Source organism: Pseudomonas protegens CHA0 (assembly GCF_000397205.1).
GTDB classification, from domain to species: domain Bacteria; phylum Pseudomonadota; class Gammaproteobacteria; order Pseudomonadales; family Pseudomonadaceae; genus Aquipseudomonas; species Aquipseudomonas protegens.
In genome coordinates this window covers 4,430,606-4,455,747 of record NC_021237.1, presented here as the reverse complement: position 1 = coordinate 4,455,747, position 25,142 = coordinate 4,430,606, and the positions used below count along the sequence as shown (strand labels likewise).

At 61.9% G+C, this 25,142-nt stretch carries 21 protein-coding genes; all 21 read right to left on the bottom strand.

What is annotated here, in order from left to right:
- Positions 1 to 2 precede the first annotated feature (2 nt).
- The 21 genes from nuoM to PFLCHA0_RS19760 all read right to left on the bottom strand — a co-directional run bounded on the left by nuoM (position 3) and on the right by PFLCHA0_RS19760 (position 24,663).
- Positions 3 to 1,535 carry an NADH-quinone oxidoreductase subunit M gene (nuoM, locus tag PFLCHA0_RS19860; RefSeq protein ID WP_015636298.1) on the bottom strand — a complete coding sequence of 511 codons (1,533 nt, stop codon included), beginning with the start codon at positions 1,533 to 1,535 and terminating at the stop codon, positions 3 to 5.
- Between the two features lie 39 nt (positions 1,536 to 1,574).
- Entirely contained in the window at positions 1,575 to 3,428 is a 1,854-nt protein-coding gene (gene nuoL, locus PFLCHA0_RS19855) for an NADH-quinone oxidoreductase subunit L (protein ID WP_011062194.1), read from the bottom strand.
- Positions 3,425 to 3,748, bottom strand: coding sequence for an NADH-quinone oxidoreductase subunit NuoK (gene nuoK, locus PFLCHA0_RS19850; protein WP_011062193.1), 324 nt, complete (start codon positions 3,746 to 3,748; stop codon positions 3,425 to 3,427). Before nuoK ends, nuoL begins: the two co-directional genes overlap by 4 nt.
- Positions 3,749 to 3,752: 4 nt before the next feature.
- Entirely contained in the window at positions 3,753 to 4,253 is a 501-nt protein-coding gene (nuoJ, locus tag PFLCHA0_RS19845) for an NADH-quinone oxidoreductase subunit J (protein ID WP_011062192.1), read from the bottom strand.
- A gap of 9 nt (positions 4,254 to 4,262) precedes the next feature.
- Positions 4,263 to 4,811 (bottom strand): NADH-quinone oxidoreductase subunit NuoI, encoded by a 549-nt coding sequence (gene nuoI / locus PFLCHA0_RS19840; protein ID WP_003223795.1) that lies wholly within the window; start codon positions 4,809 to 4,811, stop codon positions 4,263 to 4,265.
- Between the two features lie 11 nt (positions 4,812 to 4,822).
- On the bottom strand, positions 4,823 to 5,830 hold the full coding sequence (gene nuoH / locus PFLCHA0_RS19835; RefSeq protein WP_011062191.1) for an NADH-quinone oxidoreductase subunit NuoH: 1,008 nt from the start codon (positions 5,828 to 5,830) through the stop codon (positions 4,823 to 4,825).
- On the bottom strand, positions 5,827 to 8,541 hold the full coding sequence (gene nuoG, locus PFLCHA0_RS19830; protein WP_015636297.1) for an NADH-quinone oxidoreductase subunit NuoG: 2,715 nt from the start codon (positions 8,539 to 8,541) through the stop codon (positions 5,827 to 5,829). The genes nuoH and nuoG overlap by 4 nt, the downstream gene beginning before the upstream one ends.
- 137 nt (positions 8,542 to 8,678) lie before the next feature.
- Complete coding sequence (gene nuoF, locus PFLCHA0_RS19825) at positions 8,679 to 10,034, bottom strand: NADH-quinone oxidoreductase subunit NuoF (protein ID WP_011062189.1); 1,356 nt, start codon at positions 10,032 to 10,034, stop codon at positions 8,679 to 8,681.
- Positions 10,031 to 10,528 carry an NADH-quinone oxidoreductase subunit NuoE gene (gene nuoE, locus PFLCHA0_RS19820; RefSeq protein ID WP_011062188.1) on the bottom strand — a complete coding sequence of 166 codons (498 nt, stop codon included), beginning with the start codon at positions 10,526 to 10,528 and terminating at the stop codon, positions 10,031 to 10,033. Before nuoE ends, nuoF begins: the two co-directional genes overlap by 4 nt.
- 2 nt (positions 10,529 to 10,530) lie before the next feature.
- On the bottom strand, positions 10,531 to 12,315 hold the full coding sequence (gene nuoC, locus PFLCHA0_RS19815; RefSeq protein ID WP_015636296.1) for an NADH-quinone oxidoreductase subunit C/D: 1,785 nt from the start codon (positions 12,313 to 12,315) through the stop codon (positions 10,531 to 10,533).
- A gap of 70 nt (positions 12,316 to 12,385) precedes the next feature.
- A complete protein-coding gene (locus PFLCHA0_RS19810; protein ID WP_011062186.1) occupies positions 12,386 to 13,060 on the bottom strand; it encodes a NuoB/complex I 20 kDa subunit family protein in 675 nt (224 codons plus the stop codon).
- Between the two features lie 10 nt (positions 13,061 to 13,070).
- Positions 13,071 to 13,484: an NADH-quinone oxidoreductase subunit A gene (locus PFLCHA0_RS19805; protein ID WP_011062185.1), complete on the bottom strand. Its 414-nt coding sequence runs from the start codon at positions 13,482 to 13,484 to the stop codon at positions 13,071 to 13,073.
- A gap of 604 nt (positions 13,485 to 14,088) precedes the next feature.
- The gene (aceA, locus tag PFLCHA0_RS19800; RefSeq protein ID WP_011062184.1) at positions 14,089 to 15,414 is read right to left on the bottom strand and encodes an isocitrate lyase; all 1,326 of its coding nucleotides are present in this window, start codon (positions 15,412 to 15,414) and stop codon (positions 14,089 to 14,091) included.
- A gap of 515 nt (positions 15,415 to 15,929) precedes the next feature.
- On the bottom strand, positions 15,930 to 16,685 hold the full coding sequence (locus PFLCHA0_RS19795) for a secretin N-terminal domain-containing protein (RefSeq protein WP_041752417.1): 756 nt from the start codon (positions 16,683 to 16,685) through the stop codon (positions 15,930 to 15,932).
- Positions 16,686 to 16,863: 178 nt separating this feature from the next.
- Entirely contained in the window at positions 16,864 to 17,286 is a 423-nt protein-coding gene (locus PFLCHA0_RS19790; protein ID WP_011062182.1) for a GNAT family N-acetyltransferase, read from the bottom strand.
- Positions 17,279 to 18,445 carry a ribosomal protein uL16 3-hydroxylase gene (locus PFLCHA0_RS19785; protein ID WP_015636294.1) on the bottom strand — a complete coding sequence of 389 codons (1,167 nt, stop codon included), beginning with the start codon at positions 18,443 to 18,445 and terminating at the stop codon, positions 17,279 to 17,281. Before PFLCHA0_RS19785 ends, PFLCHA0_RS19790 begins: the two co-directional genes overlap by 8 nt.
- A gap of 83 nt (positions 18,446 to 18,528) precedes the next feature.
- Positions 18,529 to 19,899: an adenylosuccinate lyase gene (purB, locus tag PFLCHA0_RS19780; protein ID WP_019092906.1), complete on the bottom strand. Its 1,371-nt coding sequence runs from the start codon at positions 19,897 to 19,899 to the stop codon at positions 18,529 to 18,531.
- Between the two features lie 119 nt (positions 19,900 to 20,018).
- Complete coding sequence (gene hflD, locus PFLCHA0_RS19775) at positions 20,019 to 20,642, bottom strand: high frequency lysogenization protein HflD (protein ID WP_015636292.1); 624 nt, start codon at positions 20,640 to 20,642, stop codon at positions 20,019 to 20,021.
- Positions 20,639 to 21,772 (bottom strand): tRNA 2-thiouridine(34) synthase MnmA, encoded by a 1,134-nt coding sequence (mnmA, locus tag PFLCHA0_RS19770; RefSeq protein WP_015636291.1) that lies wholly within the window; start codon positions 21,770 to 21,772, stop codon positions 20,639 to 20,641. Before mnmA ends, hflD begins: the two co-directional genes overlap by 4 nt.
- A 71-nt stretch (positions 21,773 to 21,843) precedes the next feature.
- Positions 21,844 to 22,290: an NUDIX hydrolase gene (locus PFLCHA0_RS19765; protein WP_015636290.1), complete on the bottom strand. Its 447-nt coding sequence runs from the start codon at positions 22,288 to 22,290 to the stop codon at positions 21,844 to 21,846.
- 147 nt (positions 22,291 to 22,437) lie between these two features.
- Positions 22,438 to 24,663 carry an NADP-dependent isocitrate dehydrogenase gene (locus PFLCHA0_RS19760; protein ID WP_041752415.1) on the bottom strand — a complete coding sequence of 742 codons (2,226 nt, stop codon included), beginning with the start codon at positions 24,661 to 24,663 and terminating at the stop codon, positions 22,438 to 22,440.
- Positions 24,664 to 25,142 lie beyond the last annotated feature (479 nt).

Below are 25,142 nucleotides of genomic sequence, written 5' to 3'. Positions count from 1 at the left end.
TCTTACCGGGCCGAAGCGAGTTGAGTGAAGGCGGTGCTGAGCCATTGCTGCACGCCATGCATGGTGGCGGCAGAGGTATCGAGGAACGGTTGCGGGTACACGCCGATGTAGATCAGCAGTACCGCCAGCCCCAGCACCATGATCAGTTCGCGAGCATCCATGCCGTGCAGCACCGCGTCCGACTTGGACGGGCCGAAGTAGGCACGGTGGATCATGATCAGCGAGTAGACCGAGCCGAACACCAGGCCCGAAGTCGCGATCGCGGTGATCCATGGAGCGCTGACGAAGGTGCCGATCAGGATCAGGAACTCGCCGACGAAGTTGCCGGTGCCCGGCAGGCCCAGGGAGGCGGCTGCGAAGAACAGACTGATGGCCGGCAGGTAGGCGATACGCGACCACAGGCCGCCCATTTCACGCATGTCGCGGGTATGGGTGCGTTCGTACAACTGGCCGCTGAGGATAAACAGCGCGGCTGCCGAAACACCGTGGGCCAGCATCTGGATCACCGCGCCCTGCAGAGCCTGCTGGCTGCCGGAGTAGATACCGATCAGCACGAAGCCCATGTGGGAAACGCTGGAGAAGGCGATCAGGCGCTTGATGTCGGTCTGGGCGAAGGCCAGGAAGGCGCCGTAGAAGATCCCGACCAGACCCAGGGTCATGGCGATCGGTGCGAACTCTGCCGATGCGTTGGGGAACAGTGGCAGGGCGAAACGCAGCAGGCCGTAGGCCGCCGTCTTCAACAGGATGCCCGCCAGGTCCACGGAACCGGCAGTCGGTGCCTGGGCGTGAGCGTCAGGCAGCCAGGAGTGGAATGGCACCACGGGCAGCTTCACCGCGAAGGCGATGAAGAAGCCGAGCATCAGGATGTACTCGGTGGCGGTGGACATCTTGGTCTTCAGCAACTGGGCGTAATCGAAGGTGATCACCCCGGTGTTGTTGAAGTTCACCAGCACCAGGCCCAGGATCGCCACCAGCATGATCAGGCCGGAAGCCTGAGTGAAGATGAAGAACTTGGTCGCTGCGTAGATCCGGGTTTTCTTGCCGTCTGCCGAGCTGTGACCCCAGAGCGCGATGAGGAAGTACATCGGCACCAGCATCATTTCCCAGAAGAAGAAGAACATGAACAGGTCCAGCGCCAGGAACACGCCGACCACACCGCCCAGGATCCACATCAGGTTCAGGTGGAAGAAGCCCACGTGACGCTGAATCTCTTTCCAGGAGCAGAGTACCGAGAGGATACCCAGCAGGCCGGTCAGCAGGATCATCAACAGCGACAGGCCGTCCAGCGCCAGGTGCACGTTGATGCCGAAGCGCTCGATCCAGACATGCTTGAACTCGATGGCCCAAGTTGGATCGGCGCCAGGCGCCGGAGCAAATGAATAGTTACCGTGGGCCCACAGCCAGAGGCCGAGAGCGAGTTCCAGGGTCATGGTCAACAGCGCAATCCAGCGGGGGAGGGTGGCGCCGAAGCGCTCACCCAGCCAGCACAGCAGGCCGCCGATGAAGGGGATCAGGATTAGCCAAGGCAGAATCATGACGGGCTCAATTCCTTTCGCAAGTTCGCAAGGTTCATATCAGACCGCTACCAGCACAATGGCGCCGATGACCAGCACGGCACCGGCTGCCATCGAGGCGGCGTACCAACGCAGTTGACCGGTCTCGGTACGGCTCAGGGAGGTGTGACCCCCTTTGGCCATACGCGGGATCAAACCGATGGTCTGATCGAGCGGGTCCTTGCGCAGTACGTGGCTGATGGCCAGGTATGGCTTGACGAACAGTTTGTCGTAGATCCAGTCGAAGCCCCAGGCGGCGAACCACCAGGCCGAGAGCAGACGCCCGATGCCGCTGTTGGCGATGGCGGTCACAACGCGACGCTTGCCAAGGAACAACAGGGCGGCCAGCAGGATACCGGCCAGGGCGATGGCACCCGAGGCGATTTCCAGGCTGTGCTTGGCTTCGCCACCGGCATGGCCGACGCTTTGCGGCAGCACGCCATGCAGGGGCGGGGTGATCATCGCGCCGATCGCAGTGGACAGCACGATCAGCACCACCAGCGGCAGCCAGTGGGAGATCCCGTGGCCGGCGTGGGCTTCGGTCTTGGCTTCACCGTGGAAGGTGATGAAGATCAGGCGGAAGGTGTACAGCGAGGTCATGAACGCACCCACCAGGCCAGCGTACAGCAGGCCATGGTTGCCGCTGGCGAAGGCTTCCCAGAGGATCTCGTCCTTGGAGTAGAAGCCTGCGGTCACCAGAGGCAGGGCCGCCAGGGCCGCGCCGCCGACGATGAAGCTGGCGTAGGCCAGAGGCAGTTTCTTCCACAGGCCGCCCATCTTGAAGATGTTCTGCTCGTGGTGGCAGGCAACGATCACCGCACCGGAAGCAAGGAACAGCAGGGCCTTGAAGAAGGCGTGGGTCATCAGGTGGAAGATCGCGCCGTCCCAGGCGCCAACGCCCAGGGCCAGGAACATGTAGCCGATCTGGCTCATGGTGGAGTAGGCGAGGATCCGCTTGATGTCGGTCTGCACCAGCGCGGCGAAACCGGCCAGTACCAGGGTCACGCCGCCGACCAGGCCCACCAGGTGCAGGATTTCCGGCGCCAGGGTGAACAGGCCGTGGGTACGGGCGATCAGGTAGACACCGGCGGTGACCATGGTTGCGGCGTGGATCAGTGCCGAAACCGGGGTCGGGCCGGCCATCGCGTCCGCCAGCCAGGTCTGCAGTGGCAACTGGGCAGATTTACCCACGGCGCCACCCAGCAGCATCAGGGTTGCCAGGGTAATCCAGAAGTCACCGGCCTGGAATTTCTGCGGAGCCAGCACCAGCAGTTCCTGGACGTTCAGCGTGCCCACCTGTTGGAACAGGATGAACAGGCCGATGGCCATGAACACGTCGCCGATACGGGTAACGATGAAGGCCTTGAGTGCGGCGTTACCGTTGTTGCGGTTGCTGTAGTAGAAACCGATCAACAGGTAGGAGCACAGGCCCACGCCTTCCCAGCCGAAGTACAGGAACAGCAGGTTATCGCCCAGTACCAGGAACAGCATGCTGGCGATAAACAGGTTGGTGTAGGCGAAGAAGCGCGAGTAGCCGGCTTCACCACGCATGTACCAGGACGCGAACAAGTGGATCAAAAAGCCCACGCCCACCACCACGCCCAGCATGGTCACGGACAGACCATCCAGGTACAGGGCGAAGTTCGGCGCGAAACCGTCCACCGACATCCATTGCCACAGCACCTGGGTGTAGTGGCCACCCTCGGGCGGTGCGACGTTGAATTGCCAGATCACGTAGGCAGCAACGATGGCCGACAGGCCAATGGAGCCGACACCGATCAGGGCCGAGAGGTTTTCCGAGAGGCGTCCACGGGAGAACGACAGCAGCAGGAAACCGATCAGGGGGAATACGAAAGTCAGAAAGAGAAGGTTCATCCGCGCATCTCGCTGGCTGCATCGATATCGAGAGTGTGGAAGCGGCGGTACAGCTGCAGCAGGATCGCCAGGCCGATACTGGCCTCGGCGGCTGCCAGGCTGATCACCAGGATGAACATCACTTGTCCATCCGGCTGCGCCCAGCGGGCGCCCGCAACGATGAAGGCCAGTGCAGAGGCGTTCATCATCACTTCCAGGCTCATCAACACGAAGAGGATGTTACGGCGGACCATCAGGCCGACCAGACCGAGGCAGAACAGGATGCCGGCAACCGCCAGGCCATGTTCCATCGGGATAGTACCGAGAGAGATAGTAGGCATCGTATTACTCCTTCGCCTCGTTGCGGCCCAAGTGGAACGCCGTGACGGCCGCGGCAAGCAGCAGCATCGAGGCGAGTTCGACCACCAGCAGGTAAGGGCCGAACAGGCTGATGCCCACGGCCTTGGCGCTGACGGTGGTTTGACCGATACCGGCACCGCTCTGATGGCTGAACAGTACGTACAGCAGTTCAGCCAGCAGCAGCGCGGCCAGGATGACCGGGCCGATCCAGATGCCGGGCGTGAGCCAGATGCGCTCTTGCTGAGCCGCGGCCGGGCCGAGGTTCAGCATCATCACCACGAACACGAACAGCACCATGATGGCACCGGCGTAGGCGATCACTTCCAGGGCACCGGCGAACGGCGCGCCAAGGCTGAAGAAGGTCATGGCCACGGCGATCAGCGAAATGATCAGGTAGAGCAGGGCGTGCACAGGGTTGGTATTGGTGACCACACGGAGTGTGGAGACAACCGCAACACCTGACGCGAAATAGAAAGCGAATTCCATCTTTCTTCCTTAAGGCAGCAAGCTCTTCACGTTGATCGGCTCGGCTTCATTCTGCGCGGAGCCTTTTGGCTTACCGGCAATGGCCATACCTGCAACACGATAGAAGTTGTAATCAGGGTTCTTTCCGGGACCGGAGATCAGCAGATCTTCTTTCTCGTAAACCAGGTCCTGACGTTTGAACTCGGCCATCTCGAAATCCGGTGTCAGCTGGATCGCGGTGGTCGGGCAGGCTTCCTCGCAGAGGCCACAGAAAATGCAGCGCGAGAAGTTGATGCGGAAGAAGTCCGGGTACCAGCGACCGTCTTCGGTTTCAGCTTTCTGCAGCGAGATGCAACCCACGGGGCAGGCCACGGCGCACAGGTTGCAGGCTACGCAACGCTCTTCGCCGTCGGGGTCGCGGGTCAGGACGATGCGGCCACGGTAGCGTGGAGGCAGGTAGACCGGCTCTTCCGGGTATTGCAAGGTGTCGCGCTTGCGAAAGCCATGGCCGAAGACCATGACCAGGCTGCGCAACTGGGTACCAGTACCCTTAACGATGTCGCCAATATATTTGAACATGGGTCAAATCCTCACTGAACCGCAACCGCAGGTGTGTTCCACAACACAACCGCAGCGGTTATCAGCAAATTGATCAGGGTCAGTGGCAGGCAGAATTTCCAGCTGAAGTCCATCACCTGGTCATAACGCGGACGCGGGATGGAAGCGCGCAGCAGGATGAACAGCATGATGAAGAACGCGGTCTTCAGTGCGAACCAGACGAAGGACAGTTGCGGCAGGATGCCGAACGGACCGTGCCAGCCACCGAAGAACAGGGTGACCAGCAGCGCCGAGATCAGGATGATGCCGATGTATTCACCGACGAAGAACATGCCCCATTTCATACCGGCGTATTCAATGTGGTAGCCGTCGGCCAGTTCCTGCTCCGCTTCCGGCTGGTCGAAGGGGTGACGGTGAGTCACGGCCACGCCAGCGATGAAGAAGGTACAGAAGCCGAAGAACTGCGGAATGATGAACCACAGGTTCTGCGCCTGGTACTCGACGATGTCGCGCATGTTGAACGAGCCGACCTGTACCACGATGCCCATCAGGGCCAGGCCCATGAACACTTCGTAGGACACGGTCTGCGCCGAGGCACGCAAGCTGCCGAGCAGGGCGAACTTGTTGTTGCTCGACCAGCCGGCGAACAGCACGGCGTAGACCGACAGACCGGCCATGGCGAAGAAGAACAGCAGGCCGATGTTCAGATCCGCCACGCCCCAGGTCGGGGTGATCGGGATGATCGCGAAGGCGATCAGCAGGGCGGACATGGCCACCACCGGTGCCAGGGTGAAGATCACCTTGTCGGCAAACGGCGGAGTCCAGTCTTCCTTGAAGAACATCTTCAGCATGTCGGCTGCGATCTGGAACATGCCGAACGGGCCAACACGGTTCGGACCGTAACGGTCCTGCCACCAGCCCAGCAGGCGACGTTCGACAAAGCTCAGCAGCGCACCGGCGATCACTACGGCCAGCAGGATCACGATGGCCTTGACGACCGTCAGGATCACGTCGATCACTTCAGGGGTAAACCAACTCATTGTGCCGCCTCCTGCAGACCATCAACGGAAATGCCTGCGATTGCCGGAGGAATACCCGCCAGGCCGGCAGGCAGGCCCACCAGGCCAGCACCCAGCTCTTCGTTGATGCGCAGCGGCAGACGCAGGGTCTGGCCAGCCACGTTCACCGCGAGCAGGGCACCGTCGTTGACACCCAGGCGATCCGCTTCGGATTTGGCCAGAGCAACGTACGGAGCCGGGATGCGCTCCTGCACCGGAGCGGCTTTCGAAGAGTTTTCCTCGCTGCCGAACAGGTGGTAGAACGGCACGGCCTGCCAGGTGCCCGGGGCCGGGGAGAAGGCTCGCGGCACGCTGGCGAACCAGTTGAGGCGGTCGCCCTGGGTTTCGATCAGGCGAGTGCCCGGGTCACCGGCGCGCAGGTGGCCACCGACTTCGTCCTGGAACTTGTTCCAGGCCTGTGGCGAGTTCCAGCCCGGAGACCAGGCGAACGGCACTTGCGAGCGCGGTTCGACGGAGCCCGAGTAACCTTCCATGGAGTAGGCGAAGGCGGTATCCGGATCTTGCGGGGTACGTGGCTCGTGCACGCTCTGGTTGGCGCGCATGGCGGTACGGCCACTGTAGCGCAGCGGTTCGCGCGCCAGTTTCAGGCCCTTGATGCGGAACGCCGCGGAAGGTGCGGCATCGACGATGCTGGCCAGTTGCGCCGTGCTCGCGGCGCAGGCTGCGGTCACGTGGTCCAGTTGGGTCCAGTCCACCGGCTTGTTCAGCAGGGTGCTGCGCAGGGCGTGCAGCCAGCGCCAGCCTTCGTGGACCATGATGCTGGCGTCCAGGTAGGTCGGATCGAAGACCTGGAAGAAGCGCTGGGCGCGACCTTCCTGGCTGATCAGGGTGCCGTCGCCTTCGGCGAAGCTGGCCGCCGACAGCACCAGGTGCGCGCGCTCAAGGGTAGCGGTCTGTTGATGATCGGCAACGATCACCACCTTGGCTGCGTTCAGTGCGGCATCCACCTTGGCTGCATCGGTGCGGGTGTACAGGTCGTTTTCCAGCACCACGATGGCGTCGGCCTTACCGTCGATCACCGCCTGCAGGGCCGCGTCCACGGATTCGCCACCAAGCATGGCCAGACCGAGGCTGTTGGCCTCTGGCACGATCAGACTGATGGAGCCGGCTTTCTCGCGCAGCTTCAAGGCTTTGGCGATGTTCGCCGCCGCTTCGATCAGTGCCTTGGAGCCCAGGGAGGTACCGGAAATGATCAGCGGGCGCTTGGCTGCCAGCAGGGCATCGGCAATGCGTTTGGCCAGTTCCAGGGCTTCACTGTCCAGGCCTTCCACGGCAGGGGCACTGGCGTCGATGGCGTGGGCCACGGCGAAACCGATGCGCGCCAGGTCGTCTGGAGCGGCGTGTACACACTCCTCGGCCACGTCGTCGAGCTTGGTTTCGGCGAGGCTGGCAATGAACAGCGGGTTCAGCGCGTGCTGGCCGATGTTCTTCACTGCCGCGTCGAGCCAAGGCTGGACGCGCATGGCATCGGCCATTTCCTCGGCCTTGCCCTTGACCGACTGGCGCAGGGCCAGGGCCATGCGTGCGGCGGTCTGGGTCAGGTCTTCACCGAGGACGAAGACGGCGTCGTGGTCTTCGATGTCGCGCATGTTCGGAACCGGCAGCGGGCTGTCGTTCAGGACCTGCAGAACCAGGCGGATGCGCTCCAGCTCGGAGGCTTCGATACCGGAGTAGAAGTGCTCGGCACCGACCAGTTCCTGCAACGCGTAGTTGCTTTCCAGGCTGGCGCGGGGCGAACCGATACCGACGATGTTACGGCCGCGCAGCAGGTCTGCGGCCTGATCCAGTGCCTGGTCCAGGGTCAGCTTGGTGCCATCGGCCAGGCGTGGCTGGCGTGGACGGTCCTTGCGGTTGACGTAGCCATAGCCGAAGCGGCCACGGTCGCAGAGGAAGTACTGGTTCACCGAACCGTTGTAGCGGTTCTCGATGCGGCGCAGCTCGCCGTAGCGCTCGCCCGGGGAGATGTTGCAACCGCTGGAGCAGCCATGGCAGATGCTCGGCGAGAACTGCATGTCCCACTTGCGGTTGTAGCGCTCGGAGTGAGTCTTGTCGGTGAACACACCGGTCGGGCAGACCTCGGTGAGGTTGCCGGAGAACTCGCTTTCCAGGGTGCCGTCTTCAACGCGACCGAAGTACACGTTGTCGTGGGCGCCGTAGACGCCCAGGTCGGTGCCGCCGGCGTAGTCCTTGTAGAAGCGCACGCAGCGATAGCAGGCGATGCAGCGGTTCATCTCGTGGGAAATGAACGGGCCGAGGTCCTGGTTCTGGTGGGTACGCTTGGTGAAGCGATAACGGCGCTCGTTGTGGCCGGTCATCACCGTCATGTCCTGCAGGTGGCAGTGACCGCCTTCCTCACAGACCGGGCAGTCGTGGGGATGGTTGGTCATCAGCCACTCGACGACACTGGCACGGAACGCCTTGGATTCTTCATCGTCGATGGAGATCCAGGTGTTGTCGGTGGCCGGGGTCATGCAGGACATGACGATACGACCACGGGTGTCGTTCTCGTCGGTGTACTGCTTGACCGCGCACTGGCGACAGGCACCGACGCTACCGAGAGCGGGGTGCCAGCAGAAATAAGGGATGTCGAGGCCTAGTGACAGACAAGCCTGTAACAGGTTGTCCGCCCCATCGACTTCGAGCGCTTTGCCGTCTACGTGGATAGTGGCCATGGTTCAAAGTTCTTCGTTGGCCCGGTGTCAGCGGGCGTGGCTAATGGAATCTTGTTATGCGTGCGAATCAACACAGCCGTTCACGGCGTCATCGCACGTCGAGCGCAGGGCACGGACCCGGCGCCCTCATTTAAGCGTTACGCGCCGACTACGATCGGTCGGGCCAGAGGCGGGACGGCGGCGCTGGTGGGCGCGATGCCGGCTTCGAACTCTGGACGGAAATACTTGATGGCGCTGCCCAAAGGCTCCACGGCACCCGGTGCGTGAGCACAGAAGGTCTTGCCCGGGCCGAGGAAACCCACCAGGCCCAGCAGGGTCTCGATGTCCCCTTGCTGGCCCTGGCCTTTTTCCAGGGCCATCAGCAGCTTGACGCTCCAGGGCAGGCCGTCGCGGCACGGTGTGCAGAAGCCGCAGGACTCGCGGGCGAAGAACTGCTCCATGTTGCGCAGCAGGGACACCATGTTGATGCTGTCGTCCACCGCCATGGCCAGGCCGGTACCCATGCGGGTGCCCACTTTGGCGATGCCGCCGGCATACATCTGGGCGTCCAGGTGCTCGGGCAGCAGGAAGCCGGTACCGGCGCCGCCTGGCTGCCAGCATTTGAGCTTGAAGCCGTCGCGCATGCCGCCGGCGTAGTCTTCGAACAGCTCGCGGGCGGTCACGCCGAAGGGCAGCTCCCACAGGCCGGGGTTCTTCACTTTGCCGGAAAAGCCCATCAGCTTGGTGCCGTGGTCTTCGCTGCCTTCGCGGGCCAGGGATTTGTACCATTCCACGCCGTCGCCGATGATCGCCGGCACGTTGCACAGGGTCTCGACGTTGTTCACGCAGGTCGGCTTGCCCCACACGCCCACGGCGGCAGGGAAGGGCGGCTTGGAGCGCGGGTTGGCGCGACGGCCTTCCAGGGAGTTGATCAGTGCGGTTTCTTCACCGCAGATGTAACGCCCGGCGCCGGTGTGGACGAACAGCTCGAAATCGAAACCGCTGCCCAGGATGTTCTTGCCCAGAAGGCCTGCGGCCTTGGCTTCTTCCACGGCACGACGCAGGTGCTTGGCGGCGGTGGTGTACTCGCCGCGCAGGAAGATGTAGCCGCGGTAGGTCTTGAGTGCGCGAGCACTGATCAGCATGCCTTCGATCAGCAGATGGGGCAGTTGCTCCATCAGCATGCGGTCTTTCCAGGTGTTGGGCTCCATTTCGTCCGCGTTGCACAGCAGGTAGCGGATGTTCATGGATTCGTCTTTGGGCATCAGGCCCCACTTCACGCCGGTGGGGAAGCCCGCACCGCCGCGACCCTTGAGGCCGGCATCCTTGACGGTCTGCACGATGTCGTCCTGGGACAGGTCGGCGAAGGCCTTGCGGGCCGCCGCGTAACCGTTCTTGGCCTGGTACTCGTCGAACCAGACCGGCTCGCCGTCGTCGCGCAGGCGCCAGGTCAGGGGATGGGTTTCTGCGGTGCGCGCAATGCGGTTCGCAGGACCGAAAGAGGTCAGGGTCATACGTAGCCCTCCAACAGTTTGGCCACGCCAGCAGGCTGCACGTCGCCGAAAGTGTCGTCGTCGATCATCAGCGCCGGTGCCTTGTCGCAGTTGCCCAGGCAGCACACCGGCAGCAGGGTGAAGCGGCCGTCGGCGGTGGTCTGGCCGAGGCCGATGCCCAGCTCGCTCTGGATCTGGCTGACCACGGACTCGTGGCCGCCGATGTAGCAGACCATGCTGTCGCAGACGCGAATGATGTGGCGGCCCACTGGCTGGCGGAAGATCTGGCTGTAGAACGTCGCCACGCCTTCAACGTCGCTGGCAGGAATGCCGAGGATCTCGCCGATGGCGTAGACCGCGCCGTCAGGCACCCAGCCACGTTCCTTCTGGACGATCTTCAGGGCTTCGATGGACGCCGCGCGCGGGTCCTCGTAGTGATGCATCTCGTGCTCGATGGCCGAGCGCTCGGTTTCGCTCAGGGCGAAACGGTCTGTCTGGATAAGCGTGCTGTTCATGCTTAGCGGTCCACGTCGGCCATAACGAAGTCGATACTACCCAGGTACGCGATCAAGTCCGCGACCATGCTGCCGCGGATCACCGAAGGGATCTGCTGCAGGTGCGGGTAGCTTGGGGTGCGAATCCGGGTGCGGTAGCTCATGGTGCCGCCATCGCTCGTCAGGTAATAACTGTTGATGCCCTTGGTCGCTTCGATCATCTGGAAGGATTCGTTGGCCGGCATCACCGGGCCCCACGAAACTTGCAGGAAGTGCGTGATCAAGGTTTCGATGTGCTGCAGGGTGCGCTCTTTCGGCGGCGGCGTGGTCAGCGGGTGATCCGCTTTGTACGGGCCTTCCGGCATGTTGCGCAGGCACTGGTCGATGATCTTGATGCTCTGGCGCATTTCCTCGACGCGAACCATGCAGCGGTCATAGGCGTCGCCGTTGGCGGCCAGCGGGACTTCGAACTCGAAGTTCTCGTAGCCGGAGTAAGGGCGCGCTTTACGCAGGTCGAAATCGCAACCGGTGGAACGCAGGCCGGCACCGGTGACGCCCCATTCCAGGGCTTCCTTGGTGTTGTAGGCGGCGACACCGATGGTCCGGCCTTTGAGGATGCTGTTCTGCAGGGCGGCCTTGGTGTATTCGTCCAGGCGCTTGGGCAACCATTCGACGAAGTCCTTGACCAGCTTTTCCCAGCCGCGGGGCAGGTCGTGGGCAACACCACCGATGCGGTACCAGGCCGGGTGCAGGCGGAAACCGGTGATGGCTTCGATCACCGTGTAGGCCTTCTGGCGGTCGGTGAAGGTGAAGAACACCGGGGTCATCGCGCCCACGTCCTGGATGTAGGTGCCCAGGAACAGCAGGTGGCTGGTGATGCGGAAGAACTCGGCCATCATGATGCGGATGACGTCGACCTTCTCTGGCACCTTGATGCCGGCCAGCTTCTCGACCGAGAGCACGTACGGCAGGTTGTTCATCACCCCGCCGAGGTAGTCGATACGGTCGGTGTACGGGATGAAGCTGTGCCAGGACTGACGTTCGGCCATCTTCTCGGCACCACGGTGGTGGTAGCCGATGTCCGGAACGCAGTCGACGATCTCTTCACCGTCCAGTTGCAGGATGATGCGGAAGGCACCGTGGGCCGAAGGGTGGTTCGGGCCGAGGTTGAGGAACATGTAGTCCTCGTTGGCCCCGGAACGCTTCATGCCCCAGTCTTCCGGACGGAAGCGTGCGGCTTCCTCTTCCAGTTGCTGCTTGGCCAGGCTCAGGCTGAACGGGTCGAATTCGGTGGCGCGGGCCGGGAAGTCCTTGCGCAGCGGGTGACCTTCCCAGGTCGGCGGCATCATGATCCGCGACAGGTGCGGGTGGCCCGGGAAATCAATGCCGAACATGTCCCAGACTTCACGCTCGTACCAGTTGGCGTTCGGCCAGATACCGGTCACGGTCGGTACGCTGAGGTCGCTTTCGGACAGGGCGACCTTGATCATCACGTCGCTGTTACGTTCGATCGACAGCAGGTGATAGAACACGGTGAAATCGGCGCCGCTCGGCAGACCCTGGCGCTTGGTGCGCAGGCGCTCGTCCACGCCGTGCAGGTCATAGAGCATGACGTACGGCTTGGGCAGGTTGCGCAGGAAAGTCAGGATTTCAACGAGTTTGGAGCGCGTAACCCACAGCACCGGCATGCCGGTGCGGGTGGCCTGGGCGGTGAATGCCTCAGGGCCAAAACGGTTATTGAGTTCGACGACCACATCCTGGTCGTCAGCCTTATAAGGCGGGATGTACAGAGCACTGCCTGTAGTCATGGTTTTTTATCGCTTTCGGTCAACGTAAAGAGTGAAGCCAGGTTCGTTTCTTTGTAAGAACAGAACTGGATCAGACTTCGTCAGGGCTGCGCAGGTTGGTGACCTGTATACGCTGTTCGCGGCGCTGTTCCTTTTGCGACGGCATCTCGGCGCGATACACGCCTTGGTCGCCGACGACCCAGGAAAGTGGGCGACGCTCCTGGCCAATGGATTCCTGCAAGAGCATCAGGCCTTGCAGGAACGCTTCGGGGCGGGGCGGGCAGCCAGGTACGTAGACGTCCACGGGCAGGAACTTGTCCACCCCCTGGACTACCGAGTAGATGTCGTACATGCCGCCGGAGTTGGCGCACGAACCCATGGAGATAACCCATTTCGGCTCGAGCATTTGCTCATAGAGACGCTGGATGATCGGCGCCATCTTGATGAAGCAGGTCCCGGCGATAACCATGAAGTCCGCCTGACGCGGCGATGCCCGGATAACCTCGGCGCCAAAGCGCGCGATGTCGTGGGGCGCCGTGAAGGCGGTGGTCATTTCCACGTAGCAGCAGGACAGGCCGAAGTTGTACGGCCACAGGGAGTTCTTACGCCCCCAGTTGACCGCGCCGCTCAGCACGTCTTCGAGCTTGCCCATGAAGATGTTTTTGTGGACCTGATCCTCTAACGGATCGGAAACGGTTTCCCGTTCGCCGATCGGATACTGATCGTTAGGAGCATCGGGGTCGATCCGGGTGAGATTGTATTGCATCGCCAAAGCCTCATTGTTTTAGCTTCGCCTGCCGCTTACGACGACCTTCCGGAGCCCAGTCAAGAGCCCCCACCCGCCAAAGGTAGACAAGACCTGCCAACAGAATTGCTATGAAAACGAGAGCTTCGACGAATCCGGTCCAGCCGCTTTCGCGGACGGACACAGACCAGGCAAAGAGAAAGAGGGCTTCGATATCGAAGATCACGAAGAGCATCGCGACCAGATAGAATTTGGCTGAGAGCCGCAAGCGGGCGCCACCGGTAGGTAGCATGCCGGACTCGAACGGTTCGTTTTTGCTGCGGCCCCAGGCTTTTGACCCGAGGAGGCTGGAGACGCCGAGCATGAAGGCGCAAAGGCCGACAACGCCCAGAAGGAAAATGGCAAAGCCCCAGTTGTGGGCCATGAGTCCTGTCGCTTCGGGCATGCTGGTAATCCTTAACAGAGAGCAAGAGTCTCTGAGCTTGATAAAGAAATAAAGCAGTGACGATATGTCGCAGCGCAATCAATCGCGCTGATTTTATGGCTAAACACCGGGCAAGTAAAATTTCTAAAGCGAAATTGTTTATCGTAATAAGGACATAGCTCACCCCGGTAGCCCCGTAAGCCGCGGCCTGCGGGCATTAGGGGAGGTTTTGTTAATTATGTTTTGTAGCTGCTGTAACGAAAGTTACAACTGCTAAATGATAATCAATATTGTTTAGAGGCTGTTTTAATCTGCTTTCCTTCGGGGAGTGGGAAAGTTGCTTGTTATATCCCTGTTACTGCAAGTAGCAGGGGCGCACCTTTTAACCTCTTTCGCCCTTGCTAACACCGCCCTGGATCAATGTTTGGCCAGCTTTTTTGCAGGGGCGGGCATGGCGAGGCTTTTGAGGAGGGCGCGCAGGGTAGAGGTTCGCCGGCAAGCCGGCTCCTACAGGAGGGGTGGGCAAAAAAAAACGCCCCGAACCAGTCGGGGCGTCAGCTGTACAGCAATGCAGTTGTTTTTACCGGGTCTGCATTGGCCGCTCGATCAAGCCGTGAGGCCTAAATCAGTGGAACTGTTCTTCTTCGGTGGAGCCGGTCAGCGCGGTTACCGAGGACGAGCCACCCTGGATCACGGTGGTCATGTCGTCGAAGTAGCCGGTGCCCACTTCCTGCTGGTGAGCCACGAAGGTGTAGCCCTTGGCGGCGTCAGCGAACTCTTGCTCTTGCAGTTTCACGTAGGCGGTCATGTCGTTGCGGGCGTAGTCGTGCGCCAGGTTGAACATGCTGTGCCACATGTTGTGGATGCCGGCCAGGGTGATGAACTGGTGCTTGTAGCCCATGGCGGACAGTTCGCGCTGGAACTTGGCGATGGTCGCGTCGTCCAGGTTCTTCTTCCAGTTGAAGGAAGGCGAGCAGTTGTACGACAGGATCTGGTCCGGGTATTCCTTCTTGATCGCCTCGGCGAAGCGACGGGCTTCGTCCAGGTCTGGCTTGGCGGTTTCGCACCAGATCAGGTCGGCGTACGGAGCGTAAGCCAGGCCGCGGGCGATTGCCTGGTCCAGGCCGGCTTTCACTTTGTAGAAGCCTTCCTGGGTGCGGGTGCCAGTCACGAATGGCTGGTCGTACGGGTCGCAGTCGGAAGTCAGCAGGTCGGCAGCGTTGGCGTCGGTACGGGCCAGGATGATGGTCGGTACACCGGCAACGTCGGCCGCCAGGCGGGCAGCGGTCAGCTTCTGTACGGCTTCCTGGGTTGGCACCAGTACCTTGCCGCCCATGTGGCCGCACTTCTTCACGGAAGCCAGCTGGTCTTCGAAGTGAACGCCGGCGGCGCCTGCTTCGATCATGCTCTTCATCAGCTCGTAGGCGTTCAGTACGCCGCCGAAACCGGCTTCAGCGTCGGCCACGATCGGTGCGAAGTAGTCGATGTAGCCGTCGTCGCCCGGGTTCTTGCCGGCTTTCCACTGGATCTGGTCGGCGCGACGGAACGAGTTGTTGATGCGCTTGACCACGGTTGGAACCGAGTCCACCGGGTACAGCGACTGGTCGGGGTACATGGATTCGGCGGAGTTGTTGTCCGCAGCCACTTGCCAGCCCGACAGGTAGATCGCCTGGATACCGGCTTTAACCTGTTGTACAGCCTGGCCGCCGGTCAGGGCGCCCATGCAGTTGACGAAATCTTTATCAGGACGGAAGGACGGCTTGGCACCTTGGGTGACCAGGTTCCAGAGCTTCTCGGCGCCCATGCGTGCCAGGGTGTGCTCGGGTTGAACCGAGCCACGCAGACGGACCACGTCGGCAGCGGAGTAGGTGCGAGTCACGCCTTTCCAGCGCGGGTTTTCAGCCCAGTCTTTTTCAAGGGCTGCAATTTGCTGTTCGCGTGTCAGTGCCATGGAGATAAACCTCGTCGCGTCTTGTGTAAAAAGTCGTTCTTGGTTGGAGAGTTCCGGCTCCGCCGATCACGCTTCATAACGCTGCGTAAAAGGCTGCTCGCTGACCAGGAAGCTTATGGCGGTCAAGTCGGGTCTGGCGGGGATGGCGACGGGTGAACGATGGGCTCGAGGGGAAAGTGAGCAGGTGAAGGCGAGCTGCGGGGCGCATGCCGGCGTCGTGGGCCTTGGTGCGTTCCATCAGTGTGTTGCCGATCTACCTAATTACGCTTCCGTCCCTCGGGACAACTTCGTTCCAGTCGCAATCTCGTCAAACACACCTTGTGGGCGGTACAGACACGAATCGGCTCAGGTGGGTAGGTTAGAGCGGCGATCCGAAGGCCCTTGCCAGGGCCCCTGATTAGCGGGAGCGAGGCCATCATGCCCGCGGTTTTTTGGCTCGTCAAATGTTTTGTAGTGCTTTTTTTGCGGCACTACATCTTTGGTCTAATACGACTAATCAGTCAGTTTTTGGTGCTTTAGTCCAAGGCATCGACCTTGACCCGCAAGGTCATGTCGTCCCGGCCTTGAGTCGAGTAGCTGCGGCCCGGGCCCTGTTTATCGGCCTGGGTCTGGCGATTGACTCCGGCCAGGGTGATCCATTCGCCCAGGCGCCCACTGACAGTTGTGTCGGTGCTTTGCACGTTCACTACATCGGGACGCTCCTGGCTCATGCGGTCACGGTTGGTGCTGATGCTCAGGTGCACGGTTTCACCGGTAACGCTGGCGGTGACATAGAAGCCCTGGGTGACGTTGCGGTACTGGGTCTGGTTCTGCAGGCGCCCGTAGGGGTCGGTCTGGGTGGTGGTCAACGGCACGCTCTGGCCGACCTGGATCAGCGCTGGCACGCCTTCGCTGGCCTGGATCTGCTGGATACCGCCGTCGCGGCTCTCGGTGCTGCGGTTGATGATCCGCGTCTGCGGTACGCCGTTGACCGAATAGCCCTGGTTGTCCTGCAGGTTGTTTTCGTTGGTGTCGACGGTGATCAGCAGGCGTTTGGCCGCGGTGTCCAGTTGGGCGATAAAGGCTCGCAGTTCGGCGATCTTGCCCGACTCGGCGTTGACGATCAGCTGGTTGCCATAGGCGCTGACCTTGCCGTCCTTGCCGAGGAAGTTCTGCGCCACCGGCAGCAGGTCGGCACTGGTGCGGTTGTTGAGGGGCACGATCTCGGTGGCGGCCATGACCGAACAGCTGAAGGTCAGCAGCAGCGTCGTGAGCAGGGTGCGTAGGGACATATCCGTTATCTCCGCGAGTAGCTGGCGTAAAGCCTTGAGTTTGACACTTTGTCGGCTTTGGGTGGGGCAAGTTGAATCGCGCACGGCAAAACGCCCCGGCATCCTGGTCTCCAGCTTAGTTGCCGGAGGAGGGATGGCGGGGCGTTTTGGCTGGCCGTTGCCGCGAGCGGCGTGTCGGTCAGGCGCCGCGAACCATGTCGACGTGGGGAATGCCCGCTTCGAGGAACTCCTCGCTGACGATGGAGAAGCCCAGGCGCTCATAGAATGCCGTGGCCTGGACCTGGGCGCTGAGCATCTGTTGCTTCAGGCCGCGCTTTTCGGCTTCATCGATCACCGCGCGCATCAGCGCGTCGCCAACCTTCAGGCCGCGCCAGTCCTTGAGCACCGAAACCCGGCCCACATGGCCGTCGGGCAGCAGGCGCGCGGTGCCGATGGGGAAGTCGCCCTCGAAGGCCAGGAAGTGCACGGCGCTGTCGTCGTCGGCATCCCACTCCAGTTCGGGCGGCACCGATTGCTCGGCAATGAATACGGCTTCACGGATGCGCCGGATCTCGGCGTTGTCCTTTTGCCAGTCTGCGACACGTACGTGAATCTTATTCATCGGCAAACCCCAGGCTCCCTTGCTTGACCAGTTCACACAACAGGCCGCGCCCATCGTCATCCGCCAGCCACTGGCCGAGGTTGTCGATATGCAGGGCATCGGCGGCGCAAATCATTTTCAGCAGTTCGCGCAGCTTACCGGGAAGCAGGCGGCTTTGGCCGCTGGCGAACAGTAGCAGGTCTTCATCCACTTCCGACCAGGCCAGGCGCGCGCTCGGGTTGCGGATCAGGATCGCGCCCTGTTCCAGGCTGCCCAGCAGGTCTTCTTCTTCCAGTTCGGGTCCGGTCACCAGTTCCGGGTAGCGTGGTTCGGTCATGAACTGGCCGAACCAGGTCAGCAGCAGGCGCTCGTCGCTCATGTGCTCGGCCAGCAGGCCCTTGAGCCGGTCGAGGGCGTCCTGCTGGATCTGGTGCGGATCGCTGGCCGGCTGCACGTCGGCGTCGGTGTAGCGGTCTTCGTCCGGCAGGAACTGGCCGAGGAAATCGGTGAAGTGGGTCAGGACTTCGGCGGCGCTTGGGGCGCGGAAACCGACCGAATAGGTCATGCAATCGTTCACCGCAACGCCATAGTGGGCCAGGCGCGGTGGCAGATAGAGCATGTCGCCGGGCTCCAGGACCCAGCTTTCGGTTTCTTCGAACTCGGCGAGGATGCGCAGGTCCGCGTGTTGCAGCAGCGGGCTTTCGGAGTCGCACATCTGGCCGATCTTCCAGTTGCGCTTACCAAAGCCTTGCAGCAGGAACACGTCGTAGTTGTCGAAGTGCGGGCCGACGTTACCGCCAGGTGCGGCGAAGCTGATCATCACGTCATCGATGCGCCAGCTCGGCAGGAAGCGGAAGTGCTCCAGCAGCTCGGCGACTTCCGGGACGAACTGGTCCACGGCCTGGACCAGCAGGGTCCAGTCGCGTTCCGGCAGCTTGCTGAACTCGTCTTCGGCGAAGGGCCCGCGGCGCAGTTCCCATGGGCGCTCGCCGTTTTCGATCACCAGGCGCGATTCGACTTCTTCTTCCAGGGCCAGGCCGGCCAGTTCGTCAGGTTCGATCGGGCTTTCGAAGTCAGGCAGGGCCTGACGGATCAGCAGGGGTTTCTTCTGCCAGTAGTCACGCAGAAATTCCCGTGCAGTGATGCCGCCCAGAAGTTGAAGAGGAATATCAGGATTCATGTGTAACCTATTGAAAAAGTGTACTTTTCTAGCAGGAATAAAAACGCCCGGCGCGGCCGGGCGTCAAAAGGTCGAGCAATCGGTCAGATGCGCTTGGCCTGGGCTGCGGCATTACCGATGTAGCTGGCCGGGGTGAGCTGTTTCAGCTCGGCCTTGGCCGCGGCGGGCATGTCCAGCCCGTCGATGAAAGTCTGCAGCGCTTCTGGGCTGATGCCCTTGCCGCGCGTCAGTTCCTTGAGCTTTTCGTAGGGGTTTTCGATGTTGTAGCGGCGCATCACGGTCTGGATTGGCTCGGCCAGGACTTCCCAGCAGGCGTCCAGGTCTTCGGCGATTTTCTGCGCGTTGAGCTCCAGTTTGCTGATGCCTTTGAGGCTGGCCTCGTAGGCAATCACGCTGTGAGCAAAGCCCACGCCCAGGTTGCGCAGCACGGTGGAGTCAGTCAGGTCGCGCTGCCAGCGGGAGATCGGCAGTTTGCTTGCCAGGTGCTGGAACAGTGCGTTGGCGATGCCCAGGTTGCCTTCGGAGTTTTCGAAGTCGATCGGGTTGACCTTGTGCGGCATGGTCGAGGAACCGATTTCGCCGGCAATGGTACGCTGCTTGAAGTAGCCCAGGGAGATGTAGCCCCAGATATCGCGATCGAAGTCGATCAGGATGGTGTTGAAGCGCGCAATGGCATCGAACAGCTCGGCGATATAGTCGTGCGGCTCGATCTGCGTGGTGTAGGGGTTGAAGGCCAGGCCCAGCTCGTCTTCGATGAAGGCGCGGGCGTTGGCTTCCCAGTCGATGTCCGGGTAGGCCGACAGGTGGGCGTTGTAGTTGCCCACGGCGCCGTTGATCTTGCCCAGCAGCGGCACGGCAGCGACCTGGGCGATCTGGCGCTCCAGGCGGTACACGACGTTGGCCAGCTCCTTGCCCAGGGTGGTCGGCGAGGCCGGCTGGCCGTGGGTGCGCGACAGCATCGGCACTTCGGCGAAACGGATCGCCAGCTCGCGGATGGCGTTGGCGGTCTGGCGCATCAGCGGCAGCATCACTTCATCACGGCCTTCGCGCAGCATCAGGGCGTGGGACAGGTTGTTGATGTCCTCGCTGGTGCAGGCGAAGTGGATGAACTCACTGACGTTGGCCAGCTCAGGCAGCTTGGCGGCTTGTTCCTTGAGCAGGTACTCGATGGCCTTGACGTCGTGGTTGGTGGTGCGCTCGATCTCTTTGACGCGCTCGGCGTGCTCCAGGGAGAAATTCTCTGCCAGGGCATTGAGCACGGCGTTGGCTTCGGCGGAGAACGCCGGCACTTCGCTGATGGCGCTGTGGGCGGCCAGGCGCTGGAGCCAGCGCACTTCAACGAGGACGCGAGCACGGATCAGGCCGTATTCGCTGAAAATGGGGCGCAGGGCCTGGGTTTTGCCGGCGTAGCGGCCGTCAACAGGGGAAACCGCAGTGAGCGAAGAGAGCTGCATGGGGTGTTCTCGGACAGTCGGGCAACGAAATGGGGCGCGTATCATACATGAAAATATCCGCCGGTCCGTTGCCAACTGACCAGCGTCTTACGCGCAGCTCTTGAAAAATCAGGCGCAGCTCAGCTGCTGCGCATCAATGAATAAAGCTCTTTGAGCAATTTGCGCCGGCTGATCACCAGTTGCCAGCGATGGCCGCCCAACTGTCGCCACAGGCGTGCCGAGCGGATGCCGGCCAGCAGCAGGGCGCGGATCTTCGAGGCATTGCTGGGCTGCTGCAGGTTGCGCATGTCGCCGTGCACCTGAATGCGCTGGCGCAGGGTGCTCAGGGTGTCCTGGTACAGCCCGCCGCACGCGGCGATGACGTTTTCGTGGGCGGGGCCGAAATGTTCTACCTGGGACTGGATCTGCGGCAGGCGTTTGCCGATGGTCTCCAGCAGGTCGTCGCGCTTGGCCAGCTGGCGCTCCAGGCCGAGCATCGACAAAGCGTAGCGCAGCGGTTCGCGCTGCAGGGTGCTGGGGTCGCGCTCCAGGGCGCCGATCAGGGCCCGGTAACCCTCGCGCAGGTTGATGTCGTCGCCGCCGTAGACTTCCAGGGTGTCTTTCGGGTCGCGGATCAGCAGGCTGCCGAGCATGCAGCTCAAGGCCGCTTCGCTGACCTGGCCGGTCTTGGCGATCCGGTCCACCAGCACAGCGGCCAGGAATACACCGCCCAGCGCCGTCAGTTGTTCCTGAATCGGGCTCATGGACGGGCGTCCTTGCTGCTCCAGGGTTCGGCCACTTCGATCACGCCGCCACCGAGGCAGATCTCGCCGTCGTAGAACACCACGGACTGGCCGGGAGTGACGGCGCGCTGTGGGTCGTCGAAGGTGGCGCGGTAGCCGTTGGCGGTCTTTTCCAGGGTGCAGGGCTGGTCGCTCTGGCGGTAGCGTACCTTGGCGGTCAGGCGTCGCGGCTGGCTCAGGTCGATGGGGTTGACCCAATAGATGTCGGAGGCCAGCAGGGCGCGGGAGAACAGCCAGGGGTGATCATTGCCCTGGCCCACGATCAGCTCGTTGTGCTCCAGGTCCTTGATCAGCACGTACCACGGCTCTTCGCCGGCGTCTTTCAGGCCGCCGATGCCCAGGCCCTGACGCTGGCCAATGGTGTGGTACATCAGGCCGTGATGGCGGCCGATGACTTCACCTTCGGTGGTCTTGATCTCGCCGGGCTGGGCCGGCAGGTATTGCTTGAGGAAGTCGCTGAAGCGCCGCTCACCGATAAAGCAGATGCCGGTGGAGTCTTTCTTCTTCGCCGTGGCCAGGTCGTGTTTTTCGGCAATGGCGCGCACTTCGGGCTTTTCCAGCTCGCCTACCGGGAACAGGGTCTTGGCGATCTGCTCGCCGCCAACGGCGTGGAGGAAGTAGCTCTGGTCCTTGTTCGGGTCCAGGCCCTTGAGCAGTTCGGTGCGGCCGTCGATGTCGCGGCGGCGCACATAGTGGCCGGTGGCGATCAGGTCGGCGCCGAGCATCATGGCGTAGTCGAGGAAGGCCTTGAACTTGATTTCGCGGTTGCAGAGGATATCCGGGTTCGGCGTGCGGCCGGCCTTGTATTCGGCCAGGAAGTGCTCGAACACGTTGTCCCAGTATTCGGCGGCGAAGTTGGCGGTGTGCAGCTTGATGCCAATCTTGTCGCACACGGCCTGGGCGTCGGCCAGGTCGTCCATGGCGGTGCAGTATTCGGTTCCGTCGTCTTCCTCCCAGTTCTTCATGAACAGGCCTTCCACCTGGTAACCCTGCTCCATCAGCAGGAGGGCGGAAACGGAAGAATCCACGCCGCCGGACATGCCGACAATGACGCGCTTCTTTTGGTTATCAGAAGGGGCTGGATCACGCATAGGAATTCAACGGGTGTCTTGAAAAAGGACGCGATTCTAACAGGCTGAGGCCTGCAAGGCTAAAACTGCGGTTAAAGCATTGGTCGGATCAGTGCCAGGCTGTGCAACTGGCCATCCAGGTAATCGTCCAGGCACTGCAGGATCAGCTCGCTGCGCCAGTTGGCCCGTTGCTCCAGCAGTTGCTCGCGGCTCAGCCAGCGCGGGCCGATGATGCCGTCATCCAACTGATAGTCCGGATGATGGCGCAGTGGCTTGGCGGCGAAGCACACGCGCTGGTAGGTCACGCCGTTGCTGGGGGCGGTGTAGAGGTAGATGCCGACCACGCCGGTCAACTCCACATCCCAGCCGGTTTCCTCCAGGGTTTCGCGTACGGCCGCCTGGAGCAGGCTTTCATTGGCATCCAGGTGCCCGGCGGGCTGATTGAGCACGGCCTGTTCGCCCGAGTACTCCTCGACGAACAGGAAGCGGCCCTGGTCCTCGACGATGGTGGCGACAGTAATATGTGGTTGCCATTCCATAAAGGCACTCCTTTATAAAGGGTGAGCATTGTAGGAGCCGGCTTGCCGGCGAAGCGAGCGCTGTCTGTTTTGCCGACAGGCCGGTTGCTGCGGACGCCAGAAGCACAAACCCCGGCACGGGGCCGGGGTTTGTGTGTTCGCTCGTGCTTACACCAGCGCAGCAATGGCTGCGTTGAGGGTGGCGCTCGGGCGCATGGCCTGGCTCACCAGTTCGGGGTTGGCGCTGTAGTAGCCTCCGATGTCCACGGGCTTGCCCTGTACGGCGTTGAGCTCGGCGACGATGGTCGCTTCGTTCTCGGTCAGGGTCTTGGCCAGGGTGCTGAACTGCGCTTGCAGGGCGGCGTCCTCGGTCTGGGCGGCCAGGGCTTGAGCCCAGTACAGCGCCAGGTAGAAGTGGCTGCCGCGGTTGTCGATGTTGCCGACCTTGCGCGATGGCGACTTGTTGTTGTCGAGGAACTGGCCGGTCGCCTGGTCCAGGGTCTTGGCCAGCACCAGGGCTTTCGGGTTGTTGTAGGTGTTGCCCAGGTGCTCCAGGGAGGCGGCCAGGGCCAGGAACTCACCCAGGGAGTCCCAGCGCAGGAAGTTCTCTTCCAGCAGCTGCTGTACGTGCTTCGGGGCTGAACCGCCGGCGCCGGTTTCGAACAGGCCGCCGCCGTTCATCAGCGGCACGATCGACAGCATCTTGGCGCTGGTGCCCAGTTCCATGATCGGGAACAGGTCGGTCAGGTAGTCGCGCAGTACGTTGCCGGTCACCGAGATGGTGTCCTTGCCGTCGCGGGTGCGGGCCAGGGTGAACTTCATGGCTTCGACCGGGGACATGATGCGGATGTCCAGGTCGCTGGTGTCGTGATCCTTCAGGTAGGCCTGAACTTTCTCGATCATCACGCCGTCGTGGGCACGCATCGGGTCCAGCCAGAAAATGGCCGGAGTGCTGCTGGCACGAGCACGGTTGACCGCCAGTTTGACCCAGTCCTGGATCGGCGCGTCTTTGGTCTGGCACATGCGGAAGATGTCGCCGGCTTCGACTTTCTGCTCCAGCAGCAGGCTGCCTTTGCTGTCGGTGACGCGAACCACGCCGTCAGCCTTGATTTCGAAAGTCTTGTCGTGGGAACCGTATTCTTCGGCTTTTTTCGCCATCAGGCCAACGTTCGGCACGCTGCCCATGGTGGTCGGATCGAACGCGCCATTGGCTTTGCAGTCTTCGATCACGGCCTGGTAGATGGTTGCGTAGCAACGGTCCGGGATCACAGCCTTGGTGTCGTGCAGCTGGCCGTCGGTGCCCCACATCTTGCCGGAGTCACGGATCATGGCAGGCATCGAGGCGTCGACGATCACGTCGCTCGGCACGTGCAGGTTGGTGATGCCTTTGTCGGAGTTGACCATAGCCAGGGCAGGGCGGGCTGCGTAGACGGCCTGGATGTCGGCTTCGATCGCAGCTTGCTGGTCGGCTGGCAGGGTCTTGATGCGGGCGTACAGGTCGCCGATGCCGTTATTCAGGTTGAAGCCGATTTCCTGCAGCACGGCGGCGTGCTTGCTCAGGGCATCCTGATAGAACTCGGCAACGATCTGGCCGAACATGATCGGGTCGGAGACCTTCATCATGGTGGCCTTGAGGTGTACCGAGAGCAGTACGCCTTGCTTCTTGGCGTCTTCGATTTCAGCGGCGATGAAGGCGCGCAAGGCCTTTTTGCTCATGACTGCGCAGTCGAGGATCTCGCCGGCTTGCACGGCGGTCTTTTCCTTCAGGACGGTGGCAGTGCCGTCCAGGGCGATCAGTTCGATCTTGACGCTGTCGGCTGCTTCGATCAGGGCCGCTTTTTCGCTGCCGTAGAAGTCGCCGTTGCTCATGTGGGCAACGTGGGACTTGGAGTCCTTGGCCCAGGCGCCCATCTTGTGCGGGTGCTTGCGCGCATAGTTCTTCACCGACAGCGGAGCACGGCGGTCGGAGTTGCCTTCACGCAGGACCGGGTTCACGGCGCTGCCCTTGACCTTGTCGTAACGCGCCTTGGCGTCTTTGTCGGCGTCGCAGGTCACGGTTTCTGGGTAGTCCGGCAGCGCATAGCCCTGGGCCTGCAGCTCTTTGATCGCGGCTTGCAGTTGCGGGACCGAGGCGCTGATGTTCGGCAGCTTGATGATGTTGGCTTCTGGGGTGACCGCCAGCTCGCCCAGTTCGGCAAGGTGGTCCGGCACCGCTTTGGTACCCAACTGCTCAGGGAAGCTGGCGAGGATGCGGCCGGCCAGGGAGATGTCGCGGGTTTCCACGGCGATATCAGCCGAAGCGGTGAAGGCTTCTACGATAGGCAGCAGGGAATAGGTGGCGAGGGCCGGGGCTTCGTCGGTGAAGGTGTAGATGATCTTCGAGCGGGTGGGCATATTCGGATTAACTCTCTTCTTTGCTAAAGCGTGCGCAGAAACTCGAGGTGCGCCGGGTAAGCGCTTTCGTTCAAAGGTCATCCATGAGCCGAATGTCGAGGTTTCTTCGCGGTGATGTTGGGTGCATCAGTCGAGCGTCAAGCGGGTGGGCTGCGGTAACAACCCGGCTTTGGGCGGCCATTCTCGGCTTGTTTTGTCGGTAGCAGAGCGTTCGGCCGTCGTGACTCTGTGGTCAGCGGCGGCATTATACATAGGTAGCTAGCAAAACGCCGATGCTTCATAGGCGCCCGTTCTCGTCCATTGGTCTAAAGGTCGCAGGCAGGGTGCAGGCGTAGAGTCGCTCGGGGTGCTTTACTTTGGCACTTTTCCCTTTGCTTTCAGGCTTGTAGGCCGCGAACTGTGCAGCTTTCACGGCATATGGGTGGAACATGAGGTTCCCGTCCAGATTCAACTGGGGTACGCTCGAACGCAGCCAGATG

Coding starts and splice junctions, on each gene's coding strand:
- nuoM (WP_015636298.1), bottom strand. CDS start 1,535: ATGATTCTGCCTTGGCTAATCCTGATCCCCTTCATCGGCGGCCTGCTG.
- nuoL (WP_011062194.1), bottom strand. CDS start 3,428: ATGAACCTTCTCTTTCTGACTTTCGTATTCCCCCTGATCGGTTTCCTG.
- nuoK (WP_011062193.1), bottom strand. CDS start 3,748: ATGCCTACTATCTCTCTCGGTACTATCCCGATGGAACATGGCCTGGCG.
- nuoJ (WP_011062192.1), bottom strand. CDS start 4,253: ATGGAATTCGCTTTCTATTTCGCGTCAGGTGTTGCGGTTGTCTCCACA.
- nuoI (WP_003223795.1), bottom strand. CDS start 4,811: ATGTTCAAATATATTGGCGACATCGTTAAGGGTACTGGTACCCAGTTG.
- nuoH (WP_011062191.1), bottom strand. CDS start 5,830: ATGAGTTGGTTTACCCCTGAAGTGATCGACGTGATCCTGACGGTCGTC.
- nuoG (WP_015636297.1), bottom strand. CDS start 8,541: ATGGCCACTATCCACGTAGACGGCAAAGCGCTCGAAGTCGATGGGGCG.
- nuoF (WP_011062189.1), bottom strand. CDS start 10,034: ATGACCCTGACCTCTTTCGGTCCTGCGAACCGCATTGCGCGCACCGCA.
- nuoE (WP_011062188.1), bottom strand. CDS start 10,528: ATGAACAGCACGCTTATCCAGACAGACCGTTTCGCCCTGAGCGAAACC.
- nuoC (WP_015636296.1), bottom strand. CDS start 12,315: ATGACTACAGGCAGTGCTCTGTACATCCCGCCTTATAAGGCTGACGAC.
- PFLCHA0_RS19810 (WP_011062186.1), bottom strand. CDS start 13,060: ATGCAATACAATCTCACCCGGATCGACCCCGATGCTCCTAACGATCAG.
- PFLCHA0_RS19805 (WP_011062185.1), bottom strand. CDS start 13,484: ATGCCCGAAGCGACAGGACTCATGGCCCACAACTGGGGCTTTGCCATT.
- aceA (WP_011062184.1), bottom strand. CDS start 15,414: ATGGCACTGACACGCGAACAGCAAATTGCAGCCCTTGAAAAAGACTGG.
- PFLCHA0_RS19795 (WP_041752417.1), bottom strand. CDS start 16,685: ATGTCCCTACGCACCCTGCTCACGACGCTGCTGCTGACCTTCAGCTGT.
- PFLCHA0_RS19790 (WP_011062182.1), bottom strand. CDS start 17,286: ATGAATAAGATTCACGTACGTGTCGCAGACTGGCAAAAGGACAACGCC.
- PFLCHA0_RS19785 (WP_015636294.1), bottom strand. CDS start 18,445: ATGAATCCTGATATTCCTCTTCAACTTCTGGGCGGCATCACTGCACGG.
- purB (WP_019092906.1), bottom strand. CDS start 19,899: ATGCAGCTCTCTTCGCTCACTGCGGTTTCCCCTGTTGACGGCCGCTAC.
- hflD (WP_015636292.1), bottom strand. CDS start 20,642: ATGAGCCCGATTCAGGAACAACTGACGGCGCTGGGCGGTGTATTCCTG.
- mnmA (WP_015636291.1), bottom strand. CDS start 21,772: ATGCGTGATCCAGCCCCTTCTGATAACCAAAAGAAGCGCGTCATTGTC.
- PFLCHA0_RS19765 (WP_015636290.1), bottom strand. CDS start 22,290: ATGGAATGGCAACCACATATTACTGTCGCCACCATCGTCGAGGACCAG.
- PFLCHA0_RS19760 (WP_041752415.1), bottom strand. CDS start 24,663: ATGCCCACCCGCTCGAAGATCATCTACACCTTCACCGACGAAGCCCCG.